This is a genomic window from Acinetobacter sp. IRS14 (genome assembly GCF_034650275.1).
GTDB lineage: Bacteria > Pseudomonadota > Gammaproteobacteria > Pseudomonadales > Moraxellaceae > Acinetobacter > Acinetobacter oleivorans.
In genome coordinates this window covers 109740-131573 of sequence record NZ_JAOVFN010000005.1, presented here as the reverse complement: position 1 = coordinate 131573, position 21834 = coordinate 109740, and the positions used below count along the sequence as shown (strand labels likewise).

General features: G+C 38.7%; 22 protein-coding genes. 9 read left to right on the top strand and 13 right to left on the bottom strand.

What is annotated here, in order from left to right:
* Positions 1-41 precede the first annotated feature (41 nt).
* The gene (locus tag ODQ17_RS06980; protein WP_004789266.1) at positions 42-404 is read right to left on the bottom strand and encodes a response regulator; all 363 of its coding nucleotides are present in this window, start codon (positions 402-404) and stop codon (positions 42-44) included.
* Positions 405-427: 23 nt separating this feature from the next.
* The gene (gene pilG / locus ODQ17_RS06975) at positions 428-811 is read right to left on the bottom strand and encodes a twitching motility response regulator PilG (RefSeq protein ID WP_000389061.1); all 384 of its coding nucleotides are present in this window, start codon (positions 809-811) and stop codon (positions 428-430) included.
* A gap of 285 nt (positions 812-1096) precedes the next feature.
* Here pilG and ODQ17_RS06970 point away from each other — a divergent pair, with 285 nt between their 5' ends.
* From ODQ17_RS06970 to ODQ17_RS06955, 4 genes are all read left to right on the top strand, one after another.
* Positions 1097-1732 (top strand): hypothetical protein, encoded by a 636-nt coding sequence (locus tag ODQ17_RS06970; RefSeq protein WP_322902635.1) that lies wholly within the window; start codon positions 1097-1099, stop codon positions 1730-1732.
* A 68-nt stretch (positions 1733-1800) separates the two neighbouring features.
* On the top strand, positions 1801-2910 hold the full coding sequence (locus ODQ17_RS06965; RefSeq protein WP_322902756.1) for an efflux RND transporter periplasmic adaptor subunit: 1110 nt from the start codon (positions 1801-1803) through the stop codon (positions 2908-2910).
* Positions 2911-2925: 15 nt separating this feature from the next.
* The gene (locus ODQ17_RS06960) at positions 2926-6024 is read left to right on the top strand and encodes an efflux RND transporter permease subunit (RefSeq protein ID WP_322902633.1); all 3099 of its coding nucleotides are present in this window, start codon (positions 2926-2928) and stop codon (positions 6022-6024) included.
* Positions 6025-6082: 58 nt separating this feature from the next.
* Complete coding sequence (locus ODQ17_RS06955) at positions 6083-7798, top strand: proline--tRNA ligase (protein WP_107881236.1); 1716 nt, start codon at positions 6083-6085, stop codon at positions 7796-7798.
* Between the two features lie 55 nt (positions 7799-7853).
* Here ODQ17_RS06955 and ODQ17_RS06950 read toward each other — a convergent pair whose 3' ends face one another.
* The 4 genes from ODQ17_RS06950 to ODQ17_RS06935 form a co-directional block, all read right to left on the bottom strand.
* Complete coding sequence (locus ODQ17_RS06950; RefSeq protein WP_005309794.1) at positions 7854-8195, bottom strand: YegP family protein; 342 nt, start codon at positions 8193-8195, stop codon at positions 7854-7856.
* A 211-nt stretch (positions 8196-8406) separates the two neighbouring features.
* A complete protein-coding gene (locus ODQ17_RS06945; protein ID WP_016137144.1) occupies positions 8407-8751 on the bottom strand; it encodes a zinc ribbon domain-containing protein YjdM in 345 nt (114 codons plus the stop codon).
* 91 nt (positions 8752-8842) lie between these two features.
* A complete protein-coding gene (locus ODQ17_RS06940; RefSeq protein WP_031949228.1) occupies positions 8843-9199 on the bottom strand; it encodes a DUF488 domain-containing protein in 357 nt (118 codons plus the stop codon).
* Between the two features lie 107 nt (positions 9200-9306).
* Positions 9307-9759: an SRPBCC family protein gene (locus ODQ17_RS06935; protein ID WP_151826579.1), complete on the bottom strand. Its 453-nt coding sequence runs from the start codon at positions 9757-9759 to the stop codon at positions 9307-9309.
* A 212-nt stretch (positions 9760-9971) separates the two neighbouring features.
* Between ODQ17_RS06935 and ygfZ the strand changes: the two genes are divergently transcribed.
* From ygfZ to ODQ17_RS06920, 3 genes are all read left to right on the top strand, one after another.
* Positions 9972-10694: a CAF17-like 4Fe-4S cluster assembly/insertion protein YgfZ gene (gene ygfZ, locus ODQ17_RS06930; RefSeq protein WP_322902630.1), complete on the top strand. Its 723-nt coding sequence runs from the start codon at positions 9972-9974 to the stop codon at positions 10692-10694.
* A gap of 146 nt (positions 10695-10840) precedes the next feature.
* Entirely contained in the window at positions 10841-11551 is a 711-nt protein-coding gene (locus ODQ17_RS06925; RefSeq protein WP_005309781.1) for a DsbC family protein, read from the top strand.
* A 183-nt stretch (positions 11552-11734) separates the two neighbouring features.
* Positions 11735-12559: a tetratricopeptide repeat protein gene (locus tag ODQ17_RS06920; RefSeq protein ID WP_322902626.1), complete on the top strand. Its 825-nt coding sequence runs from the start codon at positions 11735-11737 to the stop codon at positions 12557-12559.
* 26 nt (positions 12560-12585) lie between these two features.
* On the opposite strand, the gene ODQ17_RS06915 is transcribed toward ODQ17_RS06920, so the two are convergent.
* The 4 genes from ODQ17_RS06915 to ODQ17_RS06900 all read right to left on the bottom strand — a co-directional run bounded on the left by ODQ17_RS06915 (position 12586) and on the right by ODQ17_RS06900 (position 17515).
* Positions 12586-13509, bottom strand: a complete 924-nt coding sequence (locus tag ODQ17_RS06915; protein ID WP_013196899.1) for an AEC family transporter — start codon at positions 13507-13509, stop codon at positions 12586-12588.
* A gap of 56 nt (positions 13510-13565) precedes the next feature.
* Entirely contained in the window at positions 13566-14675 is a 1110-nt protein-coding gene (locus tag ODQ17_RS06910) for an NADH:flavin oxidoreductase/NADH oxidase (RefSeq protein ID WP_322902623.1), read from the bottom strand.
* Between the two features lie 9 nt (positions 14676-14684).
* Positions 14685-16814, bottom strand: coding sequence for a TonB-dependent receptor family protein (locus ODQ17_RS06905; protein WP_322902621.1), 2130 nt, complete (start codon positions 16812-16814; stop codon positions 14685-14687).
* A gap of 134 nt (positions 16815-16948) precedes the next feature.
* Positions 16949-17515 (bottom strand): DNA-3-methyladenine glycosylase, encoded by a 567-nt coding sequence (locus ODQ17_RS06900; protein WP_144735112.1) that lies wholly within the window; start codon positions 17513-17515, stop codon positions 16949-16951.
* A 75-nt stretch (positions 17516-17590) separates the two neighbouring features.
* Between ODQ17_RS06900 and mutM the strand changes: the two genes are divergently transcribed.
* Both mutM and ODQ17_RS06890 read left to right on the top strand, forming a co-directional pair.
* A complete protein-coding gene (mutM, locus tag ODQ17_RS06895; protein ID WP_322902619.1) occupies positions 17591-18415 on the top strand; it encodes a bifunctional DNA-formamidopyrimidine glycosylase/DNA-(apurinic or apyrimidinic site) lyase in 825 nt (274 codons plus the stop codon).
* A gap of 19 nt (positions 18416-18434) precedes the next feature.
* Entirely contained in the window at positions 18435-18725 is a 291-nt protein-coding gene (locus tag ODQ17_RS06890) for a peptidylprolyl isomerase (protein WP_005309756.1), read from the top strand.
* A 10-nt stretch (positions 18726-18735) separates the two neighbouring features.
* Here the strand turns inward: ODQ17_RS06890 and ODQ17_RS06885 are convergent, their stop codons facing one another.
* From ODQ17_RS06885 to typA, 3 genes are all read right to left on the bottom strand, one after another.
* On the bottom strand, positions 18736-19089 hold the full coding sequence (locus tag ODQ17_RS06885; protein WP_322902617.1) for a gamma-glutamylcyclotransferase family protein: 354 nt from the start codon (positions 19087-19089) through the stop codon (positions 18736-18738).
* Positions 19090-19230: 141 nt separating this feature from the next.
* Positions 19231-19662, bottom strand: a complete 432-nt coding sequence (mscL, locus tag ODQ17_RS06880) for a large conductance mechanosensitive channel protein MscL (RefSeq protein WP_107881246.1) — start codon at positions 19660-19662, stop codon at positions 19231-19233.
* A gap of 258 nt (positions 19663-19920) precedes the next feature.
* Entirely contained in the window at positions 19921-21750 is a 1830-nt protein-coding gene (typA, locus tag ODQ17_RS06875; protein ID WP_004789229.1) for a translational GTPase TypA, read from the bottom strand.
* Positions 21751-21834 lie beyond the last annotated feature (84 nt).

Here is a 21834-nt window from a genome sequence, read left to right as displayed (position 1 = left end):
GGCAGATAATCCCGTTATTTATGTTTTTATGGATGGATGAGTTAATTTAGAAATTGTTTAATTACATCAATCAATTGCTTTTCTTCGATAGGTTTAATCAAATAATCGATTGCACCTTGACGCTTACCCCATACTCGGTCAGTTGCCTGATCTTTAGTACTCACAATAACAACAGGAATATGCTTAGTGTCTTCATCGCGGGTAATCTGACGTGTTGCCTGAAAACCATTTACACCAGGCATAACAACATCCATTAACACCAAGTCAGGCTGTTCAGCTTTTGCTAAAGTTACACCATCTGCACCATTAGATGCTTCAAGTACATCATAGCCATGCTTGGTTAGAATTTCTCTAAAACGATAAGTTTCTGTTGGTGAGTCATCAACAATAAGAATACGTGCCATTTCTTTGCCCTTAAATTACTTAATTATGAACTTACATGATTACGAATCGCGTTTAACAATTCGTCTTTGCTAAAAGGTTTCGTCAAGTATTCATCTGAACCTACCACACGCCCTTTTGCCTGATCAAATAAACCATCTTTACTAGAGAGCATGATAACGGGAATGTTCTGATAATTTTGAGAGTTTTTAATCAAAGCGCAAGTTTGATAACCGTCTAAACGAGGCATCATGATATCGACAAAAACAATATCTGGATTTGCCTCTGCAATTTTGGACAAAGCTTCAAATCCATCCACCGCAGTAATCACTTCACAGCCTTCTCGCTGTAATAAAGTTTCGGCTGTTCGGCGAATGGTTTTTGAGTCATCAATTACCATTACTTTCAGATTTTGGAATGCATCTTCCATTTAATCTTCCATCCCCATAAATATAAAATATAAATGCAATTTAACTTAAATTTGTTTTTACGCATTTATACGCATTTTTAACATATCTCACAGTCTATTTTCAATGAGGCATTTTTGTCTACTTTCTCATTTATAAACAATAACTTTTAACCTCATCACACTTTAATTAAAATTATCATTTTTTTTATAATGACTATATTTTTATTCAGCTAAATAATAACTAATATATTAAAGATTAATTATTTAAAAATAAGCAATTTAGCTTTCTTTTTTTGGGGATATTCAATGAATAATCGGATGAAATATGCCTTTTATAGGAACTGCTTGTCTGTATCTATAGGCATTATTTCCTTCGGTTCGCTCTGTTTTTCAACAACCTTGGCTCTAGCGGATACTTCTAAAGTGGTCTGGTATCGTTATTATGATCAACACGGTACGGCCAATATCAGTACATCTGTCACCCCGGCTCACATTCGTTACGGGTATGAAGTTCTAGATCAAAATATGCAAGTGATTAAAAGAAACCACTCTTATAGTGCCGAGGCTGATTTAAATCAATCAGGTCAACGAGCATTATCGGCACGGCATAGAGAACTAGATATCAAATTAAAAAATGCATATAGCAATAGTAAGACAGCCATGCTTAAAAGAGATCAAGCATTACTTGCTATAAAGAAGCAAATTAACTATCAAGAGGAACAACTCGACCAGTTACAACAAGACAAAATTTTATTTAAGCGTCAAGAAATGGAATATTTCAGAAAGCGAGAAGTCATTCCTGAGCGACATAAGACTTTGATTGAAAACAATCTAAATAATATTTACAGAGTCAAACAAACACTTGAAATACTTTCCAAGAATTACAAACGTACCAATAGCGAGTATGAAAACATTATCGAACGTTTAAAAAAGCTTGAATAACTGTAAAGGTTTATCAAGAATAGGGGCAAAATAAAATTTGAACTATAGGATGATGCTGTATGCACAAGATGCATCTCACCCCTTCCACTATTTTTAAACTGAGTATTATTAGTTTATGTTTGATTTTAGCTGCATGTAATCAGCAAGAAACGACTAAAACAACGGCATCAGCTCCAGCAAAAATTGAACTCATTCCTCAAGACCTGATTGCAGTTAAAGAAGGAGCACTTGACTCTCAAACTGCATTTACGGGAACCATCCGTGCGGTTCAGCAAAGTTCAATTCAGGCTCAAGTGAGTGCCACGGCGACGACTGTAACTACAAATGTTGGTCAACAGGTACAAAAAGGCCAAGTTTTAGTGAGATTGAACAATCAAGACAATGTTGCACGATTAGCACAAGCGCGCGCCAACCTCGCATCAGCTCAGTCACAAGCTGAACTTGCACGCAATTTAATGAACCGAAAGCAAAGACTTTTTAATCAAGGGTTTATTGCTCGTGTCGAGTTTGAACAGAGTCAGGTTGACTATAAAGGACAACTTGAAAGTGTAAAGGCCCAACAAGCGAATGTTGATATTGCTCGTAAGGCTGATCAAGACGGCATTATTACCAGCCCAATTTCAGGCGTCATTACTAAACGACAAGTCGAACCTGGTCAAACTGTATCTGTTGGTCAAACATTATTTGAAATCGTAAATCCAGACCAACTTGAAATACAAGCCAAGATACCAATTGAGCAACAGTCTGCTCTTAAAGTCGGTAGCAGCATTCAATATCAGATTCAGGGAAATTCTAAGCAATTAAATGCGACGCTTACGCGTATTTCACCTGTTGCTGATCAAGAGAGCCGACAAATCGAATTTTTTGCCGTTCCTAAAGAAAAATTTGATTCGTTAAGCATTGGTGCTTTCATTAATGGAAATATTCTCCGTAATGACACTCAGCAAGGCCAAACGATTCCTTTAGACAGCATTCAAAATATGCAACATGAGCCTTTTGTATGGGTGGTACGTAATCACACCATTCAAAAAGTTAAAATTCGTGTGATTGAACAGCGCTATAACGACAATATTGCTTTAGTTGATGGCCTACAACGCACAGATCTAGTGAGCCGTATTCAATTTGAAGATTCCGACATTAATAAAAAAGTGACGGTTACAACCGAAAAAAATAAATAAGGTAGCAAATAGCATATGTGGTTTACTCGAATCAGTGTGAAATATCCCGTTTTTACTATTATGATGATGCTCAGCTTAATGGTACTCGGGTTAGCTTCTTGGAAACGGATGACGGTTGAAGAGTTTCCGAACGTCGATTTCCCATTCGTAGTAGTGACTACGCAATATGCTGGTGCGTCACCTGAAGCTGTCGAATCAGATATTACAAAAAAACTCGAAGATCAGATCAATACAATTTCAGGGATTAAACAAATCACTTCACGCTCAAGTGAAGGCTTTTCGATGATTGTGGCTGAGTTTAATCTCGATACTTCATCAGCCCTTGCAGCACAAGATGTTCGTGACAAAATTGCTCCAGTCACAGCCCAATTTCGTGATGAAATTGATACACCGATTGTACAACGCTACGACCCTTCTTCTAGCCCGATCATGTCAGTTGTATTTGAATCAAATAGCATGAGTTTGGCTCAATTAAGTTCATATGTAGATAAACGTATCGTGCCGCAGCTTAAAACAGTGTCTGGTGTCGGTAATGTGAATTTATTGGGGGATGCCAAACGGCAAATACGAATAAAAATTCTTCCTGAGCAATTGCAAAGTTACGGCATTGGTATTGATCAGGTCATTAATACGCTAAAAAATGAAAATATTGAAGTTCCCGCAGGAACCTTACAACAAAAGAATTCTGAACTGGTTGTACAGATTCAATCAAAGGTCATTCATCCACTTGCTTTTGGTGACTTGGTGATTGCCAATAAAAATGGTTCACCAATTTTTCTAAAGCAAATTGCAACGATTGAAGATACACAAGCCGAACTACAATCAAGCGCATTTTATAATGGAAGAACAGCGGTCTCTGTCGATATTTTAAAGAGTTCCGATGCCAATGTAATTCAGGTTGTCAATAAAACCTACCAAACTTTAGAGAAATTAAAAGCACAAATGCCTGCGGGTTTAAACTACAAAGTTGTGGCTGATAGCTCCAAAGGAATTCGTGCTTCAATTAAAGATGTGACCCGTACCATTATTGAAGGTGCTGCCTTAGCAGTTTTAATTGTTCTATTATTTTTAGGCTCTTTCCGCTCTACCGTCATTACAGGCTTAACCTTACCAATTACTTTGCTAGGAACCTTAACGTTCATTTGGGCTTTTGGTTTCAGCATTAATATGATGACATTATTAGCCCTATCGCTCAGTATTGGCCTCTTAATTGATGATGCGATTGTGGTTCGGGAAAATATTGTAAGACATACTGAACTTGGCAAAGATCATGTGACTGCTGCCCTAGAAGGCACAAAAGAAATTGGTTTAGCTGTACTCGCAACTACACTTACCATTGTAGCCGTATTTTTACCTGTCGCCTTCATGGGCGGGTTGATTGGACGTTTCTTTTATCAGTTTGGCGTAACGGTGAGTACAGCCGTTTTAATTTCAATGTTTATTAGTTTTACGCTCGATCCAATGCTTTCTGCTCACTGGAAAGATCCAATCAAGAAAAAAGATAATTGGCTACAACGCTTTTTTAACCATATTTCTAATGTGTTAGATCGACTGACTCATGTTTATGAAAAGCTCTTAAAGCTGGCTTTACGTTTCCGTTTCATCACAGTCATTATTGCAATTGTTTCACTATTTGCTGCACTAGGACTGTCTAAACTAATTGGGACCGAATTTGTACCTACCCCAGATAAAGGTGAAGTTCGTATTCAGTTTGAAACTCCTGTAGATGCATCCTTGGAATATACCCAAGCGAAATTACATCAAGTCGATAAAATTATTAGGCAGTTCCCCGATGTGGTTTCCACTTATGGCGTGGTCAACAGTGAGGTAGACTCTGGTAAAAACCATGCAGGTTTAGGTGTCACCTTGAAGCCAAAACAAGAACGTAGCTCAGATCTGAATACACTCAACAATGAGTTCCGTGATCGTTTGCAAAGTGTAGCGGGTATTCGAGTGACTTCTGTTGCAGCCGCGCAAGATTCTGTCTCTGGCGGACAAAAGCCAATCATGATCTCTATTAAAGGATCTGACCTAAATGAGCTACAGAAAATTTCAGATCGTTTTATTGCTGAAATGGAAAAAATTAAAGGTGTAGTTGATTTAGAAAGCTCATTGAAAGAACCTAAACCGACTCTGGGTGTCCACATTAATCGTGTACTGGCAAGTGACTTAGGTTTATCCGTTTCTCAGATTGCCAATGCGATTCGCCCATTAATTGCGGGTGATAATGTCACAACTTGGGAAGATCGCGATGGCGAAAATTATGATGTGAATGTACGTTTAAATGAAAATAAACGTATGCTTCCACAAGATGTGCAGAACCTATATCTCAATTCCAATAAGACCAATGCGACTGGGCAAAATATATTAGTTCCACTTAGCGCAGTTGCAACAACCGAAGAAAAACTCGGTGCTTCACAAATTAACCGACGTGATCTTGAGCGTGAAGTATTGATTGAGGCAAATACATCAGGACGACCTAGCGGCGACATTGGTCAAGACATCGATAAAATGCAAAAGGCATTTAAACTACCTGCTGGATATACATTTGATACCCAAGGGGCAAATGCTGACATGGCTGAATCTGCTGGATATGCATTAACAGCTATCACCCTTTCAATTGTGTTTATCTATATTGTTTTAGGTTCTCAGTTTAATAGCTTTATTCATCCTGCTGCAATTATGACCTCTTTACCATTGTCACTCATTGGTGTTTTTCTTGCCCTATTCTTGTTCAAAAGTACCCTAAATCTATTTTCGATTATTGGCATTATTATGTTGATGGGGCTCGTCACTAAAAATGCGATTTTGCTTATCGACTTTATTAAGAAAGCAATGGATCAGGGGACAAGCCGTTATGATGCTATTTTACAAGCGGGCAAAACTCGTTTACGTCCAATTTTAATGACAACAAGTGCTATGGTGATGGGGATGGTTCCTCTAGCTTTAGGTCTTGGCGAAGGCGGTGAGCAAAGCGCACCAATGGCTCACGCTGTGATTGGGGGAGTAATTACCTCCACCCTATTGACTCTTGTGGTTGTACCCGTCATTTTCACTTATCTAGATGACTTGAAAAACTTTATGCTGCGTCAAACTCGACGATTCATGTCATAATGCAGCGATTATCGTATAATCTGCGTTTTTATAACGCTTAACTTTTAGGACTTTTTCCATGCGCGCAAGCCGCTTTTTATTTGCAACGTTGAGAGAAACCCCAAATGATGCTGAAGTGATTTCACACCAGCTCATGTTACGTGCGGGGATGATTCGTAAATTGGCATCTGGTTTATATACATGGCTGCCGATGGGAACACGTGTGCTTAAAAAAGTAGATGCGATTGTTCGTGAAGAAATGAACCGCTCAGGCGCAATGGAAGTATTCATGCCCGTGACTCAACCCGCAAGTCTTTGGGAAGAATCGGGGCGATATGAACAATATGGTCCTGAATTATTACGCTTTAAAGATCGTCATACCAACCCATTCGTACTTGGGCCAACGCATGAAGAAGTTATTACAGACATGGCGCGTAACGAACTTAAAAGTTATAAGCAGCTTCCTGTAAATTTCTATCAAATTCAAACCAAATTCCGTGATGAAATTCGTCCACGTTTTGGTGTAATGCGTTCACGTGAGTTCATCATGAAAGATGCTTATTCTTTCCATGCAACTCAAGAATCGCTACAAGAAACTTATGACGTGATGTACGACACCTATAGCCGTATTTTCACCCGCTTAGGTCTAGACTTCCGCCCAGTACAAGCCGACACAGGTTCTATTGGTGGTTCAGCTTCACACGAATTCCACGTATTGGCTGCTAGTGGTGAAGATGACATCGCATTTTCAACTGAATCTGATTATGCAGCAAACGTTGAAATGGCTGAGGCTGTTTTAGTGGGTGAACGTGCAGCACCGACACAAGAATTTAAATTGGTTGAAACACCAAATCAAAAAACAATTGATGATGTATGTCAGTTCTTAAATGCAGACCCTAAGCAATCTGTGAAAGCTTTATTGGTTCAAGGTGTTGCTGACGAAAAAGGTAATGTTCCTGTTGTTGCTCTATTTGTACGTGGTGACCACGAACTTAATGAAATTAAAGCTGAGAAGCATCCTTTAGTGGCTGCCCCTCTTACTTTTGCAACTGAAGCACAACTTCAAGCATTTGGTTTAACTGCTGGCTTTACAGGTCCACAAGGTTTAGTCGAAAAAGGCTTAACTGTAATTGTTGACCGCGCTGCATCTGTTCTTTCAGATTTCGTTGCTGGTGCAAATGAAGCTGATAAACATGCTGTTGGCGTAAACTGGGAACGTGATGCGCAAATTACAGAAGTCTTTGATTTGCGTAATGTCGTTGAAGGTGACCCATCTCCAGATGGTAAAGGCACACTACAAATTAAACGCGGTATTGAAGTAGGTCATATTTTCCAACTTGGTACTAAATATTCTGAAGCTTTAGGCTGTAAAGTTCTAGGTGAAGATGGCAAACCATTTACAGTAACCATGGGATGCTACGGTATTGGTGTAACACGTGTTGTTGCAGCTGCAATTGAACAAAACTACGATGACAAAGGTATTATGTGGCCACAAGCCATTGCACCTTTTGAAATTGCAATTGTTCCAATGAATGCGCACAAATCACCACGTACTCTTGAAGCAGCAGAAGCACTTTATGCAGAACTTCAAGCTCAAGGTTTTGATGTGTTGCTTGATGATCGTAACGAACGTCCGGGCGTTAAGTTCTCTGACCTTGAGTTGATGGGTATTCCGCACCGTATTGTGATTGGTGAAAAAGGTCTTGATGCTGGTACCTTTGAATATAAAGGCCGCCGCGATGCTGAAGCGAGCAATTTAACGAAAGAAGAGCTTTTAGCTAAGTTAGCGCGTTAATAAATAGACAAATAAAAAAGCAGCTTTTAGAAGCTGCTTTTTTTTAACTCAATTTTTATGCCTGAACCGTTAAGTCTTTAATAGTTGTCGATGAACCATTGGTTTTAACAGACTCAATTCCTTTATCTCGTGAAGCTTCGCTCGCATAGAATTGACTTGTGCCAATAATTTGATGATTTGCAGCTTTTAAATTGAAATAAGGTTTCCCATTCTTTGCAGTTAAACGCTCATATCGTGCGTCATCACCACTATTTTTCTGAATTGATTCAATACCATTTACCGCAGAAGCTTTAGCCTTATATAGCTCACTATTTAGAATAGGTTCACCATTTCCTGCCTTTAAAATAAAGCGGTATTGTCCATCACTCGCTAGTGAAATTTCGTACCATCCTGCCATAAAAACCTCATTTTTTTGTTGGTGTGGGTATGACTTTCGTTATTATTCTGGACGAAAGTTATTTGTTATTTATGACAATATAAATGGGCTATCATTGTTTGAATAGCCCATTTTTTATACTTTTTCGTAATAAAATTATAATGATGTTAGAAATTTAAAAAGTAGAGATATAAGTGCATATCTCTACTGAAATGTAATTAAAATTAACAATTTAAGCTTTTTTTACAAATTCAGATTTTAACTTCATCTGACCAATACCATCAATTTTGCAATCAATATTGTGGCCATCACTTGCATCTGGAACTAAACGAATCGTTTTTACTTTCGTGCCCACTTTTACGACTGAAGATGAACCTTTAATTTTTAAGTCTTTAATGACAGTTACGCTGTCGCCATCAGCTAATACATTTCCATTAGCATCTTTAATAATTTCTTGTTCTTCAGTAAGCGATGCATCCCCTTCTTTCCACTCATTTGAGCATTCAGGACAAATCAATAAGTCGCCATCTTGGTAAGTATATTCTGATTGGCATTTTGGGCAGTTTGGCAAAGACATGAAAAAAATCTCAAAAAGTATATTATGCGAGATATGACTCATTTTTTAAAGTTTTAAATAAAAGACTTTTACCAAAAAAAAATTTATACATTCATTTTGAGTTTTTACTTAATAAATATTCTTTCAAAATAATTGCATGGTTATTTTCAACATCTTTTGCTGAATATAAAAGCGTAACTGTATGTTCTACTGCGATGTGTTGTAGCTCTTCAACTGCGGAGTTGGTTTCAAGCTCTTTTAAATAACGCTGCTTAAATTCTTCCCAATGATCTGGCGTTGCTGCATGGAACCACTTGCGCAGTTCAGTTGAAGGCGCCACTTCTTTTAACCACAAATCTAAATGGGCATTTTCCTTACTAATCCCCCTACTCCATAGGCGGTCAACTAAAATTCGCTTTCCATCACTAGGCTCAGCATTTTCATAAATTCTTTTAATGTGTATATCCATAATCTTTCTCTGCGTAAGTTTTACATTTTAGATAGATCTTATAAAAGAAAAGTGAGCAGATTTAACTCCACTCACTTTTTAAATATTTCATCAAAATTTTAGAAGGTTTATTGATCTGGAATTTCAGCTTCAATCAATAAAGTAAGCAAAGATAAGGATTCTTGCCATCCCAAATAACAAGCTTCCTCAGGAATAACTTCAGGTATGCCTTCTTGCGTAATATGTACTTCCGTGCCTACCAATACGCTTTTTAACGTAATGGTAACTTGCATAGTACCTGGTAAATTTGGGTCATCGAATTGATCGTTATATCGAATTAATTCATTTGGAACTAATTCAACATATGTTCCACCAAAAGCGTGTGTTGAACCTGTCGAAAAATTGGTAAAACTCATTTTGTATGAGCCACCAACATTTGCATCAAAACTATGAACCTTGGCAGTAAAGCCGTGCGGTGGCAACCACTTTACTAAAGCATCTGGATCTAAAAATGCACGGTAAACTCGCTCAGCTGGAGCCTTAAATACGCGATGAAATTTTACTGTTCCTGTTGCCATCATATTCTCCTTATTTTAATTTCTTTTAAATTATCGAAATTATGCTTATTAGCTTAAACCTTCCGATTTAGCCGAACGTATATTTTTGGTGTTTTTTCAAACAAAATACTTTTTTCAGGCGCAATTAAATTACGAAAACTATGGCTGATTTTTTAGTAAAAATGGAGCAAAATAGTCAGCAATCATAAAGAAACATATTGAATTTGAGATTAATCATGAGTCTGCTCGCTTTCTCCTCATATGCTTTAAACGGTGTAGATGCACAGAAGTTTTTACAAGGCCAAGTTACTGTAGATACTGAACGTTTAGCTGAAAATGAAACTCGCTATACAGCCATTTGTGATCTTAAAGGTCGTATTCATTTTGGCTTGTGGCTAAAGAAGATTAATCCTGAAAGTTTTGAAATTGTAGTTGCTCAAGATCAAGCTGAAGAGTTTGCCAAACATGTTAAAAAATTTGGTGCTTTTTCGAAAATGACCTTAAGTGAACAAGGCGCTGTGTTTCCAAAAGTTGTGAATCATCAAACTGAGTTCAATACGACTGAAACTGATATTTCTGAATGGCAAAAACAAGCCATTATAACTGGTCAAGCGTGGATTACACAGGCAACTGAACATGAGTTCCAGCCCCAAGAATTGCGTTTACATCAACGTGAAGGTGTCAATTACGATAAGGGCTGTTACTTAGGTCAGGAAATTGTGGCGCGTCTTTGGTTTAAAGCAAAACCAAAACACTGGTTACATCTGGTTCAGGGTACAGGTGAAGCACCTGCTTCAGCAACTCAACTAAATAACGATATTGAAGTCGTTAATAGTATTGCAAATGATCAAGGTTATCTTGCTTTAGTTGTTGCTAAACCTGCTGCTCTACAAGAGTTGGGGCTTCAAGTTCTTGAGTTACCTGAAGCTTTAAGTGGCGATGTTGCAAGACCACAATAATAATTTTTATTAGCTCGAACTGCCCACTTCTAAGTTAGTGGGCTTTTTTATAGATACAAAACACTAATGATTTCATTAGATTAGAACGTCAATTTTTTAAGTTTTATATGCCATCATTAGCCCTGTTGAAATTAAAGAGAAAAAAGATGAAAACTAAACTTGCTACACTCATGTTGAGTCTGGCTATTTTCGGTTCTGCTCATGCTGATGTTAAAGCCCTTGAACAAAATCTTAAGACGAATTATCCAGATTTGCCTGTAAAAGGTGTTTATCAATCTCCTGTGCAAGGCATCTATGAAGTGTATACAAGCGGCCGCATTGTCTATACAAATCAAGATGCCAAGTACTTTTTTGTTGGTAACCTAGTCGATATCAAACAACAAAAAAACATGACTGAAGAACGTATTGCCGAACTGGGTAAAATTGACGTTAAAAGTTTGCCATTAAATCAGGCCATTAAATATGTAAAAGGTAAAGGCGAACGTACGATCTATGTCTTTAGTGACCCTGATTGCCCATATTGCCAACGCCTAGAACAAAATATGGTTGGAGTTGATAACGTAACGGTATATGTGTTCCTTTATCCTCTTACTAGTTTGCATCCAAATGCTGAAAAAGTTTCAAATCAAATCTGGTGTTCAAAAAACCCAGCAGAAGCTTGGACAAACTACATGCTTAACCGCAAATTGCCGACTAATAGCAAAAGTTGCTCAAGCCCAATTCAGAAAAATATCGCTTTAGGTCAAAAATTAAATATTGATGGAACACCTACCCTGTTCTTGCAAGATGGCCAAAGACTCTCTGGTGTACCAAGTGATGCCAAGCAAATTGAAGCATTACTTCAGTCAGCAAAATAATAATATTACCCACTCCATTGTATGAATGTGAGTGGGTCTTTTTTCTCCACAATTTGCCCAAAGTGCAGCGCTTTATATACAAATCGGCTGTTTACTTTCAGCAATCAATATTTATGATGAGAAATGAAACTATTTAATGCATCAATGGAATGATGTAGCTACGAAGTAAAAGGTTAAAAAGAAATGAAGAAATTACTAATCGCAAGCCTAATCACCCTTTCAAGTGCATCAATTTTTGCAGCTGACAACACGGCGACTGCTGCTAAAACCGATGTTTTCAAACAAGCTGAACAACTCTACGCAGCAAAAAATTACTCTGCTGCATTTCAGGAAATGCAACGCCTAGCACAAACAGATAATGCCCAAGCCATCTATAACTTAGGCTATATGACTCAAATGGGCCAAGGTACAGGAAAAGACTCTTCTAAAGCCCTCAAATATTATGAAGATGCTTCAAATAAAGGGTACGCCCAAGCGAGTTACACGCTTGCACAAATTTATGAGACTGGTGAATTAGGAGTTGCCAAAGACAGCAACAAATTCAGTCAATATATTCAAAAAGCATCGGCTCAAGGCTCTGATGATGCAACTGTGAAAATCGCGACGATTTTATTTGCTCAGAAAAAACCGCAGTCACATCAAATTGCCCTTCAAAAGTTAGCGCCTTTAATTAGAAAGGGTAACTATCCAGCTACTCAGGTGAAAGCACTTTATGATATTAGCCAAGGTGTGGAAAATAAAAATCCGTTAATGAAACGCCAAGGTATCGAAGCTTTGCAATCGATTGCTCAAAAAGGCTACGCTCCTGCGTCTATGGCTTTAGCGACCATGATGGCGAATGGCAATATCATTCCGCAAAATTTACCTGAGGCCAAAAAGATCTTTACTGAACTTGCCAATCAAAATGTTCCTAACGCTAAAGAGTCTTTAGCCTCGGTTGATAAGATTATTGCAGAAAAAAGTAAGCAGGCTGCAAATGCTCCCGCACAACCAGCACCAAAGAAATAGTACTAGCCCCTTACGGGGCTTTTCTTTTACCACCACAAAGCAATAAGCCCGCTAACGCCAATAAAACCAACAACTGTACTAATCATAAGCGGTGTCAATGCTTTTTCATTTAATCCATAAGCCTGTCCAAAAATTCCGAAAGCAATCGGCATTGGTAAAGCAGCAATTAATGTTCCTGCGTAAAGCATCTCACGACTTACATTTGGAGTGATCAAAAAGAGAGAAAAAATAACAGATGGCATAAGAATAACTTTAAATATCGCCAACAAAATGCTTTCTGTATTTACTGTAGTGATTCCAATACCCACTAAACTCCCACCAATTGCAAACAAAGCCAAAGGCGAAGCTGTGCGTCCAAGTAACTCTAGAGACTGATCAAGCGTTGTAGGAAGATTAACATCGAAAAGAATACATCCCATTCCAACCAAAATCGCGATAATGACAGGATTCTTGAGTAAGTTTAAAAAAGTCTGTTTTAAAAGCGGTAAAAGATTTTGTTGTTGATGTAAACCAGCTTCGGCCAGAATGAGCATCAGTGCCACAATCAATAAATTTTCAATGATGAGTGTTAAAGAAATATAAATCGCAGCATGATTACCTATCAACATGGTTAAAATAGCTGTTCCCATAAATCCAGTATTGGACATAGATGCGCCCATCGAAATAACGGCGCTATGAGTTAAACTATTTTTAAAATATTTTCGATAGAGAATGAAAGCCAAGAAAAATAAAATTAAAGACCCACCGCCATAAGCAAGAAAATAAGCTGGGTGCCAAATGTCTTGTAAGTTTTTATTTGCCAAAGAGTGAATTAAAAAAGCTGGTAAGGAAATTTTAATTACAAATGCGCTAAGAGCCCTGATCTGTTCAGGTGTTACCAATTTGATGAGGACACAAACATAGCCCATCAATAGCAATATCAAGATAGGTAAAATAACCTGAAAAACCACTGACCGTCCTCACTTAGCGAAAGAAAAATGGGCAAAGATGACTTTGCCCAATACAATTAAAAAGAGTTAAAAAGCTGCTTTAATCCATGTGGTTGGCAACGTAAATATTGAGGTGCAATTTTAACTTCTGCCCCTAAAGCCGCTGCTGCATGCCAAGGCCATCTTGGGTCGTACAACATTGCACGAGCAAGACCAATAGCATCAGCTTGCTGGTTTTCCAAAATTTGTTCGGCATGTTCTGGCTCAGTAATTAACCCTACAGCAATAACTGGAATAGACACATGCTTTTTGACTTGTTCAGCAAATGGAACTTGGTAACCTGCCCCAATCGTAATAGATTGATGCTCGTGCAAACCACCACTAGACACATGCACATAGGCTGCGCCCAATTGCTCTAAAGCTTTTGATAAACCCACTGTAGATTCAACATCCCAGTGCTCGATACTCTCTAACCAATCAGTGGCAGAGAGTCTAACGCCAACAGGATAACCTTCAGGTACAGCGAGTTTAATTGCCTGAAGAACCTCAAGAGTCATACGCATACGGTTTTCTAAAGAACCGCCATATTCATCAGTACGCTGATTGGCAATTGGCGATAAGAATTGATGAAGTAAATAACCATGTGCAGCATGAACTTCAATCAACTCAAATCCAGCTTCTACAGCACGTTTTGCAGCCGCTGCAAAGTCTTGTTGAACCTGTTTAATCTCAGCAATGGTCAAAGCATGGGGCGCTGCATCATGAACAGAAAAAGTACTTTCACTTGGTGCAACCGTTTGCCAACTATGAGGCTGATCTTTTGCAATTTGACCTTTACCTAACCATGGCTTTTCAGTAGATGCTTTACGCCCTGCATGTGCTAACTGAATTCCAAATGGCATTGGTGAAAGTGTATGAACCTTAGCTAACAATGTTTTGATTTGGTCACGTTGCTGATCATTCCAGAGCCCAAGGTCAGCATAGCTAATCCGACCTTCAGGTTGTACAGCAGTCGCCTCTACAATACAAAGTCCTGCACCAGATAATGCATAATTTGCCCATTGCTGTTCATGCCAATAGGTAATTTCACCATCATCTGTTGCCGAATATTGGCACATTGGAGCAATTACAATTCTATTGACCAGTTGTAGTGAACCAAAGTTAACCGTTTCAAATAATTTTGCCATTTTTAATTCCTAGAATTGCTTAATTACACGTAAACCTGCACTCCAGTTACGTCCATCCGCTGGTTCAAAATAACGTCCATTACCATCATTTACGATCACTGAACCTGCATAGTTTTTATCAAATAGGTTATCAACACGGGCAAAGCTATTCACTTTCCAGTCGCCCATTACCCATGCATAACCCACATTAGCTGAGGTTACACTGTAGCTTGGTGCCGCGTCACTGTTGGTATCATTCACGTATACTTTATCCATATACTGTACATCTACACCGCCATATAGACCGTGCGATGGCTGCCAAGCTAAAGAGGCATAAGCTTGGTTTTTAGCAATTCCAGGAATGGCATTACCCGATGGAATTTGAGCAATACTTCCTAAAGCTGGAATATCAGCATCAAAAGTTGCATCTAAATATGTATAGCTAGCAGTCGCTGTTAAATCTCGCCACAACTTTTTATTCCATGCAAACTCTACGCCTTCACGTAAGGTTTTATCGGCATTACGGAATGTTGATCGACCATTTGAGTTGCCGGCAGAAACGATATCATCTTTGGTTTTAGTTTGAAAAACTGCCAAAGTAAAATCACCTAATTGGTTTTGTGATTTTAAGCCTGTTTCATAGGTATCGCTTGTGGATGCGGTTAAATCAAAATTAAAACCACTTTCTCCATCTGGACGATATGCCATTTCAGTAAAAGTTGGCGTTTCAAATCCTTTGGCATAACTCACATAGGCCATGAGTTCAGGTAAAATTTGCCAGCTTAAAGCAGCTGAAGGCAAAACTTTACTGTAATCAGTCTTACCACTATCGTCGCCATTACTTAAATAGTTATCTTTAGATTTGTAGTGGACATTGCTATAGCGGACACCCGTATCTAAACGCCACGTTGGTAAGAACTGCCATGACGCTTGTAAATAGGGGTCGATATTCCACAAAGTATTATCTTCATCACGACGCAAATTACCTTTGACGCCATAAGAAGCCTGTCCATTTACTAAATTAAAGTTTTCAAAACCTTTACGATCTTCATCCATTGCATCGAGTGCAACACCAACACTGAGAGTAGTATTTGGAAGTAACTCTTTGCCCGTCCAACGGAAATCAGCACCATAATAATCACGCTCAAAATCAATTACCCCACCTGCATGATTGATGCTGGCATCTTGTGTTGATTTAGGTATAGATTGATATTGAGTGACTTGGCGATTACCTAAATATGCCATGGAATAGAGTTCATTTTTATCATTAATAGGCTTAGACCAAGTCACCCCTGTTTGGGTCTGTTCAATATCTTTACGAACATTAAATTGCTTTAAAAATGGAACTTGTTGCTTTGGATTAGCATTCCACTGATCATGCGTTAAACCTTGCGGGTCGTCTGCATGAATTTTGACATAGTTGGTTATCCAGTTGATTTTACTACCATCATCAAGATTCCAACTGAGTTTTGCATTGTTTAATACTTTTTCTGCACCGCTATGTTCTCGGTAACCATCAGTATCGAAGTATGATGTACTAATAACATAACTTGGTTCATTCGCACCCTTTGCCCCACCTTGTAGCACGAGTCCCGCTCGGCTTTTATCGTGGCTGCCTCCCGAATAACTCAGCTCAATTGAATCTTTTCCTTGCCCTTCTTTAGTAGACGTTAAAATTGTCCCGCCCGATGAGTTTCCATATAGTGAGGAAAAAGGTCCTGTTAGAACTTCTACATGGTCCAGACTACTTAAATCAATATTAGATGTTTGACCCTGTCCATCTGGCATTGTGGCAGGAATACCGTCCACATACAGGCGAATGCCTCGAACCCCAAAAGTTGAACGCGCACCAAAACCACGCATAGATAACTGTAAATCTTGTGCATAATTTTCACGATTGCGAAGCTGTAAACTCGGTATACCCTTTACAACTTCGGTTAAATTTACTTGTGAAGAAGTATCGACTTGAGGTGCATCTATTCGAAAAACCGAAGCCGGCGTCTGCAAATAGGTGGTATCGGTACGGGTTGCTTCCACATGTAACGTTGGCAATACAGTCACGTCTTGGGTTAAGTCTTCTGCCCAAACAAGTGGGCTAGAAATGCAGCCCATACTCATCAAAATACAGTAATGAAGTCGGTCTAAGCGTAATAAGGACATGCTTATTTCCTTTATTTATATTGTAGTTATCATAACAAAAAGCGGTGTCTTGTCTGGATATAGAATTCGATCTGCATTGTTGTAAATCTAGAACACTCTTCATCAATATCTAAAAATTGATTTCCAGATTAGAATTATCGACTCAAAGATGGATGATCTTTCCAACAATAACGTTCAGGCCAATCTTTTGCTTCTTCGGCATAATCAATTCCAATCCGTGGCGTCAATACCACTTCTGGCTGCGTTGAAGCTGCTTCAATCCATAGTCCAGACTCCTCTCCCAAGGTTTGACCTTTTAAAGTCCGATCAATACCCAAATAGCGTGTCAGTTTGCCGGGTCCAGCTAGAAGCTTATATTCTTTTTTTGTTGAAGCACCATTTAAAAATGCAGAACGAATCATGACCCCTTCAGGGATGCCTTCTGTCTGAGTAATCAGATTGAGCATTTCATACATGCCATAAATTAAGTAGACATAAATCGTACCACCAGAGCGATACATTACATCTGTTCGTGCTGTGCGCTTGTCATTGTAGCTGTGGCAAGCTTTATCACGAACACCCAAATAAGCTTCTGTTTCACTAATTGTGCAACGGATGACTTGACCATCAGGTTGTCGTTTACATAATACGCAGCCAATTAAGTCATAAGCCACTTCTGAGGTCTCACGTTGAAACCAGCTTAATGGTAAAATATCTGACATAGTAATCTCTGAAATATTACATACCACACGTTATACTTGATTAATCCAGTATATCTGTTAATTCTGCGAGTTGGCATGCCTGAGTTACCCGAAGTCGAAACAACCAAAACCAGTCTATTTCCTCTATTGAATCAAAAAATTCTAAGTGTTGAAGTACGTAATCCGAGCTTACGTTGGCCTATCCCCGATGATGTTCAAAAACTCGTTGGGCAACGTCTCATTGGGTTAAATCGACGTTCAAAATATATTTTGGCAGAGTTTGAACAAGATCAAATGCTCTGGCATTTAGGCATGTCGGGTAGCTTTCGCCTGTGTCAATCAAATGATGAGCTGAGAAAACATGATCATCTAATTATTCAATTTGAAGATCAGCAATTACGTTATCATGACCCTCGTCGTTTCGGTTGCATCCTTTGGCTTAATACGGAAACTCAAGGCAAACTCATTGACACTTTAGGACCTGAGCCTTTAAGTGCTGACTTTCATGCAGAATATTTAGCTTCCAAACTCAAGAATAAGGCTGTCGGCATAAAAATTGCACTCATGGATAATCATGTAGTGGTTGGTGTAGGCAATATCTATGCAACTGAAAGCTTATTTAATGTTGGCATTCACCCAGCACAACCTGCTGGTGATTTAAGCATGCAACAGATTGAAAAATTGGTTGTCGAAATTAAACGAATTCTAAAGTCAGCAATTGATTTAGGTGGTTCGACTTTACGAGATTACAGCAATGCCATGGGTGAAAATGGTTATTTCCAGCAAACACTACTTGCTTATGGTCGTGCTGGAGAAATGTGTGTTAACTGTGAAACCACATTAGAAAACTTAAAACTTGGTCAGCGTGCCAGCGTATTTTGCCCCCAGTGCCAACCACTTAAAAAGCTGAGAAAGCCTTAATTTTTTGGAGAAAGACAACATGCAAACAGCAATTGTCCGTCATATTTTAGTCAAAGATAAAGACTTAGCTGAGCAGCTAAAAAAGAAGTTACAAAATGGTGCCGACTTTGCAAAAATTGCCAAGCAATACTCCACCTGTAATTCGGCAAAACGTGGTGGTGAACTTGGCGAAGTCAAAAAAGGACAACTTGTGCCAGTCATCGACAAAGTTGTTTTTACAGCTGCTGAACGTGTTTTACAAGGCCCAATCAAAAGCCAGTTTGGCTATCATCTTTTAGAAGTTAAATTCCGAATGGGCAGCTTACGTTGATTCCATTACTTTAATTATTTTTTTCAGAAGTTTGAGCCTGTGCATTCAGTTGATATGTCCAGGCTTTAACACACTCACCCGATTCTAATTTCACATCTGCGATGACACGCTGGTATTGAAAACCCTCAAAGTCATCAAGCATTTGCCAGTTTTCAGCAAGTTTTTCCGTACTAAACAAATAACCCCCTACCCAATCCGCTTGCGAATCTAACTCAAGCGCTTTTAAGCCTTTGTCAGGACCCCAATCTAAAATATGAATCACACCCTGCACACTAGCTTTTGTCCAGCTTCCACCAATCTGCTCTAAAATATGAGCATTTGCTTTATTCGGACATAAAGTGCCATACACAAAAAGCTGATTCATTTATTTATATCCTTTTTACAATGTACGTAGTTGAGCCTATCGGTAGCCTGTCTATTTTATCAATATCTTTAGTCCAGTATAAAATACTAAGTAATAAAAAACGGCACTCTCGGTACCGTTTCCTATTAATTCAGAATATTGTTAAGCTTGCTTTTTCAACTCATCACGAATTTCACGCAATAACTGAATATCTTCAGGAGTTGCAGCTGGAGCTTCTGGCTCATTCTTATCACGGCGAAGTCTATTTAATAATTTCACCATTAAGAACACTACCCAAGCCAAAATTAGGAAGTTAATTAAAATGGTGAGGAAATTACCATAAGTTAAAACATTGATACCTGCTTTTTGCAAAGCATCTAAAGATTGCAGATTGGTAGGGTTGGATCCTAGCACAATAAATTTCTGCGAAAAATCAACACCACCACCAGTAATCACACTGATAATTGGCATGATAATATCTTTTACTAAAGAGTCCACGATTTTGCCAAAAGCACCACCAATAATCACACCAATGGCTAAATCCATCATATTGCCTTTAATGGCAAATTCTTTAAATTCTTGAATAATACTCATCTAAACATCTCCAGATGTCGGGGGCCGAAACACGTCATATTTTTCTTTTTCAATGGCATCTTATCGATTTAGATAGTACTCGCCATGATATTGATAATTTAATATTTTTATCAAAAAAAAGAAAACTATCTCACACTTTAACAACATATTCTCTGATAAGAAAAATATGATTTTAAGCTTAGTTTAATTTTAAATAGAACGATTAAAAAAACCGCTGATCGAAATCAGCGGTTTTTATCATCCGAAGATAAGAATAACTTATTTGTTACGCTTACGTTCGTTTTCAGTCAACCAGCGCTTACGGATACGGATTGACTTAGGTGTTACTTCAACTAATTCATCATCTTCAATGAACTCAAGCGCTTGTTCAAGCGTATATTCAATTGCAGGTACTAAAGTTAAAGCATCATCTGTACCAGAAGCACGTACGTTAGTTAACTGTTTAGCTTTAGTTGGGTTAACCACCATATCGTCTGAACGTGAGTTAATCCCTACGATCATACCTTCGTAAACTTCTAACTGTGGTTTAGCGAATAGACGACCACGGTCTTGCAAGCTGAACAATGCATAGCCAAGGCAAGTACCTTGAACCATAGAAATCAACACACCATTTTGACGCTTCGCAACAGTACCTTGTTTCATCGGACCGTAGTGAGAGAAGCTTGAAGTCATGATTCCTGTACCAGAAGTCATAGTCAAGAATTCTGAACGGAAACCAATTAAGCCACGTGAAGGTACAGTTGCTTCAATACGGATACGGCCTTTACCGTCAACTTCCATATTTGTCATTTCACCTTTACGGTTACCCATTTGTTCCATTACAGAACCTTGGTGCTGTTCTTCAACGTCAAATGTAACGTTTTCGTAAGGTTCTTGTTTTTCACCGTCAACTTCTTTCAAGATTACTTGTGGACGAGATACGCCCATTTCGAAACCTTCGCGACGCATGTTTTCAATTAAAACTGAAAGGTGAAGTTCACCACGACCAGACACTTTAAAACGGTCTGGACTGTCAGTGTCTTCTACACGTAATGCTACATTGTGAATTAATTCACGGTCTAAACGTTCACGGATGTTACGTGAAGTAACGAATTTACCTTCTTTTCCTGCAAACGGCGAGTTGTTTACTTGGAAAGTCATTGTTACTGTAGGTTCATCTACAGACAATGGTGGTAAAGCTTCAACATTTTTCGGATCACAAATCGTGTCAGAAATATGAAGTTCATCAATACCTGTAATACATACGATATCGCCTGCTTGAGCAGAATCAACATCAACACGCTCTAGACCATGGTAACCCATAATTTTTAAGATACGGCCGTTACGTGTCTTACCGTCTTTATCAATGACAGTTACAGGTGTATTTAAACCAATTGAACCACGTTGAATACGACCAACACCGATAACACCTACGAAGCTGTTATAGTCAAGTGAAGAGATCTGCATTTGGAATGGACCATCAGCATCAACTGCTGGTGGTTCAACAATGTCAACGATTGTTTGGAATAATGGCGTCATGTCGTCAGCCAATTCTTCTGGAGAAGGACCAGCAACACCACGTAAGCCAGATGCATAAACAACTGGGAAGTCTAGCTGTTCGTCAGAACCGCCAAGGTTGTCGAACAAGTCAAATACTTGGTCAATAACCCAGTCTGGACGCGCGCTTGGCTTGTCAACTTTGTTGATAATTACGATTGGTTTTAAACCACGAGCAAACGCTTTTTGAGTTACAAAGCGAGTTTGTGGCATTGGACCTTCTTGAGAGTCAACCAATAACAATACACAGTCAACCATCGACATTACACGTTCAACTTCACCACCGAAGTCGGCGTGTCCCGGGGTGTCGACGATATTAATACGGTATTCTGTATTCGTACGAGCATCGGTCCATTTAATCGCAGTGTTCTTTGCAAGAATGGTAATACCACGTTCACTTTCAATAGCGCCCGAATCCATGACACGCTCAATCTCACCAGCGCGATCACCAAGAGCACCTGATTGTTGAAGTAATTTATCGACAAGTGTGGTTTTCCCGTGGTCGACGTGGGCAATAATTGCAATATTGCGGAGATTTTTGATATCTGACATAGAATTCGATAAGCCTGAAACTTGAGGGCAAATTATACAGAAAAATTATAGATTTTAGTAGTGACAGTTTATTGACATTGACAA

Excerpts from the sequence above, each read along its gene's own strand:
- ODQ17_RS06980 (WP_004789266.1), bottom strand. The coding sequence starts at position 404 with ATGGCACGTATTCTTATTGTTGATGACTCACCAACAGAAACTTATCGT.
- pilG (WP_000389061.1), bottom strand. The coding sequence starts at position 811 with ATGGAAGATGCATTCCAAAATCTGAAAGTAATGGTAATTGATGACTCA.
- ODQ17_RS06970 (WP_322902635.1), top strand. The coding sequence starts at position 1,097 with ATGAATAATCGGATGAAATATGCCTTTTATAGGAACTGCTTGTCTGTA.
- ODQ17_RS06965 (WP_322902756.1), top strand. The coding sequence starts at position 1,801 with ATGCATCTCACCCCTTCCACTATTTTTAAACTGAGTATTATTAGTTTA.
- ODQ17_RS06960 (WP_322902633.1), top strand. The coding sequence starts at position 2,926 with ATGTGGTTTACTCGAATCAGTGTGAAATATCCCGTTTTTACTATTATG.
- ODQ17_RS06955 (WP_107881236.1), top strand. The coding sequence starts at position 6,083 with ATGCGCGCAAGCCGCTTTTTATTTGCAACGTTGAGAGAAACCCCAAAT.
- ODQ17_RS06950 (WP_005309794.1), bottom strand. The coding sequence starts at position 8,195 with ATGGCAGGATGGTACGAAATTTCACTAGCGAGTGATGGACAATACCGC.
- ODQ17_RS06945 (WP_016137144.1), bottom strand. The coding sequence starts at position 8,751 with ATGTCTTTGCCAAACTGCCCAAAATGCCAATCAGAATATACTTACCAA.
- ODQ17_RS06940 (WP_031949228.1), bottom strand. The coding sequence starts at position 9,199 with ATGGATATACACATTAAAAGAATTTATGAAAATGCTGAGCCTAGTGAT.
- ODQ17_RS06935 (WP_151826579.1), bottom strand. The coding sequence starts at position 9,759 with ATGATGGCAACAGGAACAGTAAAATTTCATCGCGTATTTAAGGCTCCA.
- ygfZ (WP_322902630.1), top strand. The coding sequence starts at position 9,972 with ATGAGTCTGCTCGCTTTCTCCTCATATGCTTTAAACGGTGTAGATGCA.
- ODQ17_RS06925 (WP_005309781.1), top strand. The coding sequence starts at position 10,841 with ATGAAAACTAAACTTGCTACACTCATGTTGAGTCTGGCTATTTTCGGT.
- ODQ17_RS06920 (WP_322902626.1), top strand. The coding sequence starts at position 11,735 with ATGAAGAAATTACTAATCGCAAGCCTAATCACCCTTTCAAGTGCATCA.
- ODQ17_RS06910 (WP_322902623.1), bottom strand. The coding sequence starts at position 14,675 with ATGGCAAAATTATTTGAAACGGTTAACTTTGGTTCACTACAACTGGTC.
- ODQ17_RS06905 (WP_322902621.1), bottom strand. The coding sequence starts at position 16,814 with ATGTCCTTATTACGCTTAGACCGACTTCATTACTGTATTTTGATGAGT.
- ODQ17_RS06900 (WP_144735112.1), bottom strand. The coding sequence starts at position 17,515 with ATGTCAGATATTTTACCATTAAGCTGGTTTCAACGTGAGACCTCAGAA.
- mutM (WP_322902619.1), top strand. The coding sequence starts at position 17,591 with ATGCCTGAGTTACCCGAAGTCGAAACAACCAAAACCAGTCTATTTCCT.
- ODQ17_RS06890 (WP_005309756.1), top strand. The coding sequence starts at position 18,435 with ATGCAAACAGCAATTGTCCGTCATATTTTAGTCAAAGATAAAGACTTA.
- ODQ17_RS06885 (WP_322902617.1), bottom strand. The coding sequence starts at position 19,089 with ATGAATCAGCTTTTTGTGTATGGCACTTTATGTCCGAATAAAGCAAAT.
- mscL (WP_107881246.1), bottom strand. The coding sequence starts at position 19,662 with ATGAGTATTATTCAAGAATTTAAAGAATTTGCCATTAAAGGCAATATG.
- typA (WP_004789229.1), bottom strand. The coding sequence starts at position 21,750 with ATGTCAGATATCAAAAATCTCCGCAATATTGCAATTATTGCCCACGTC.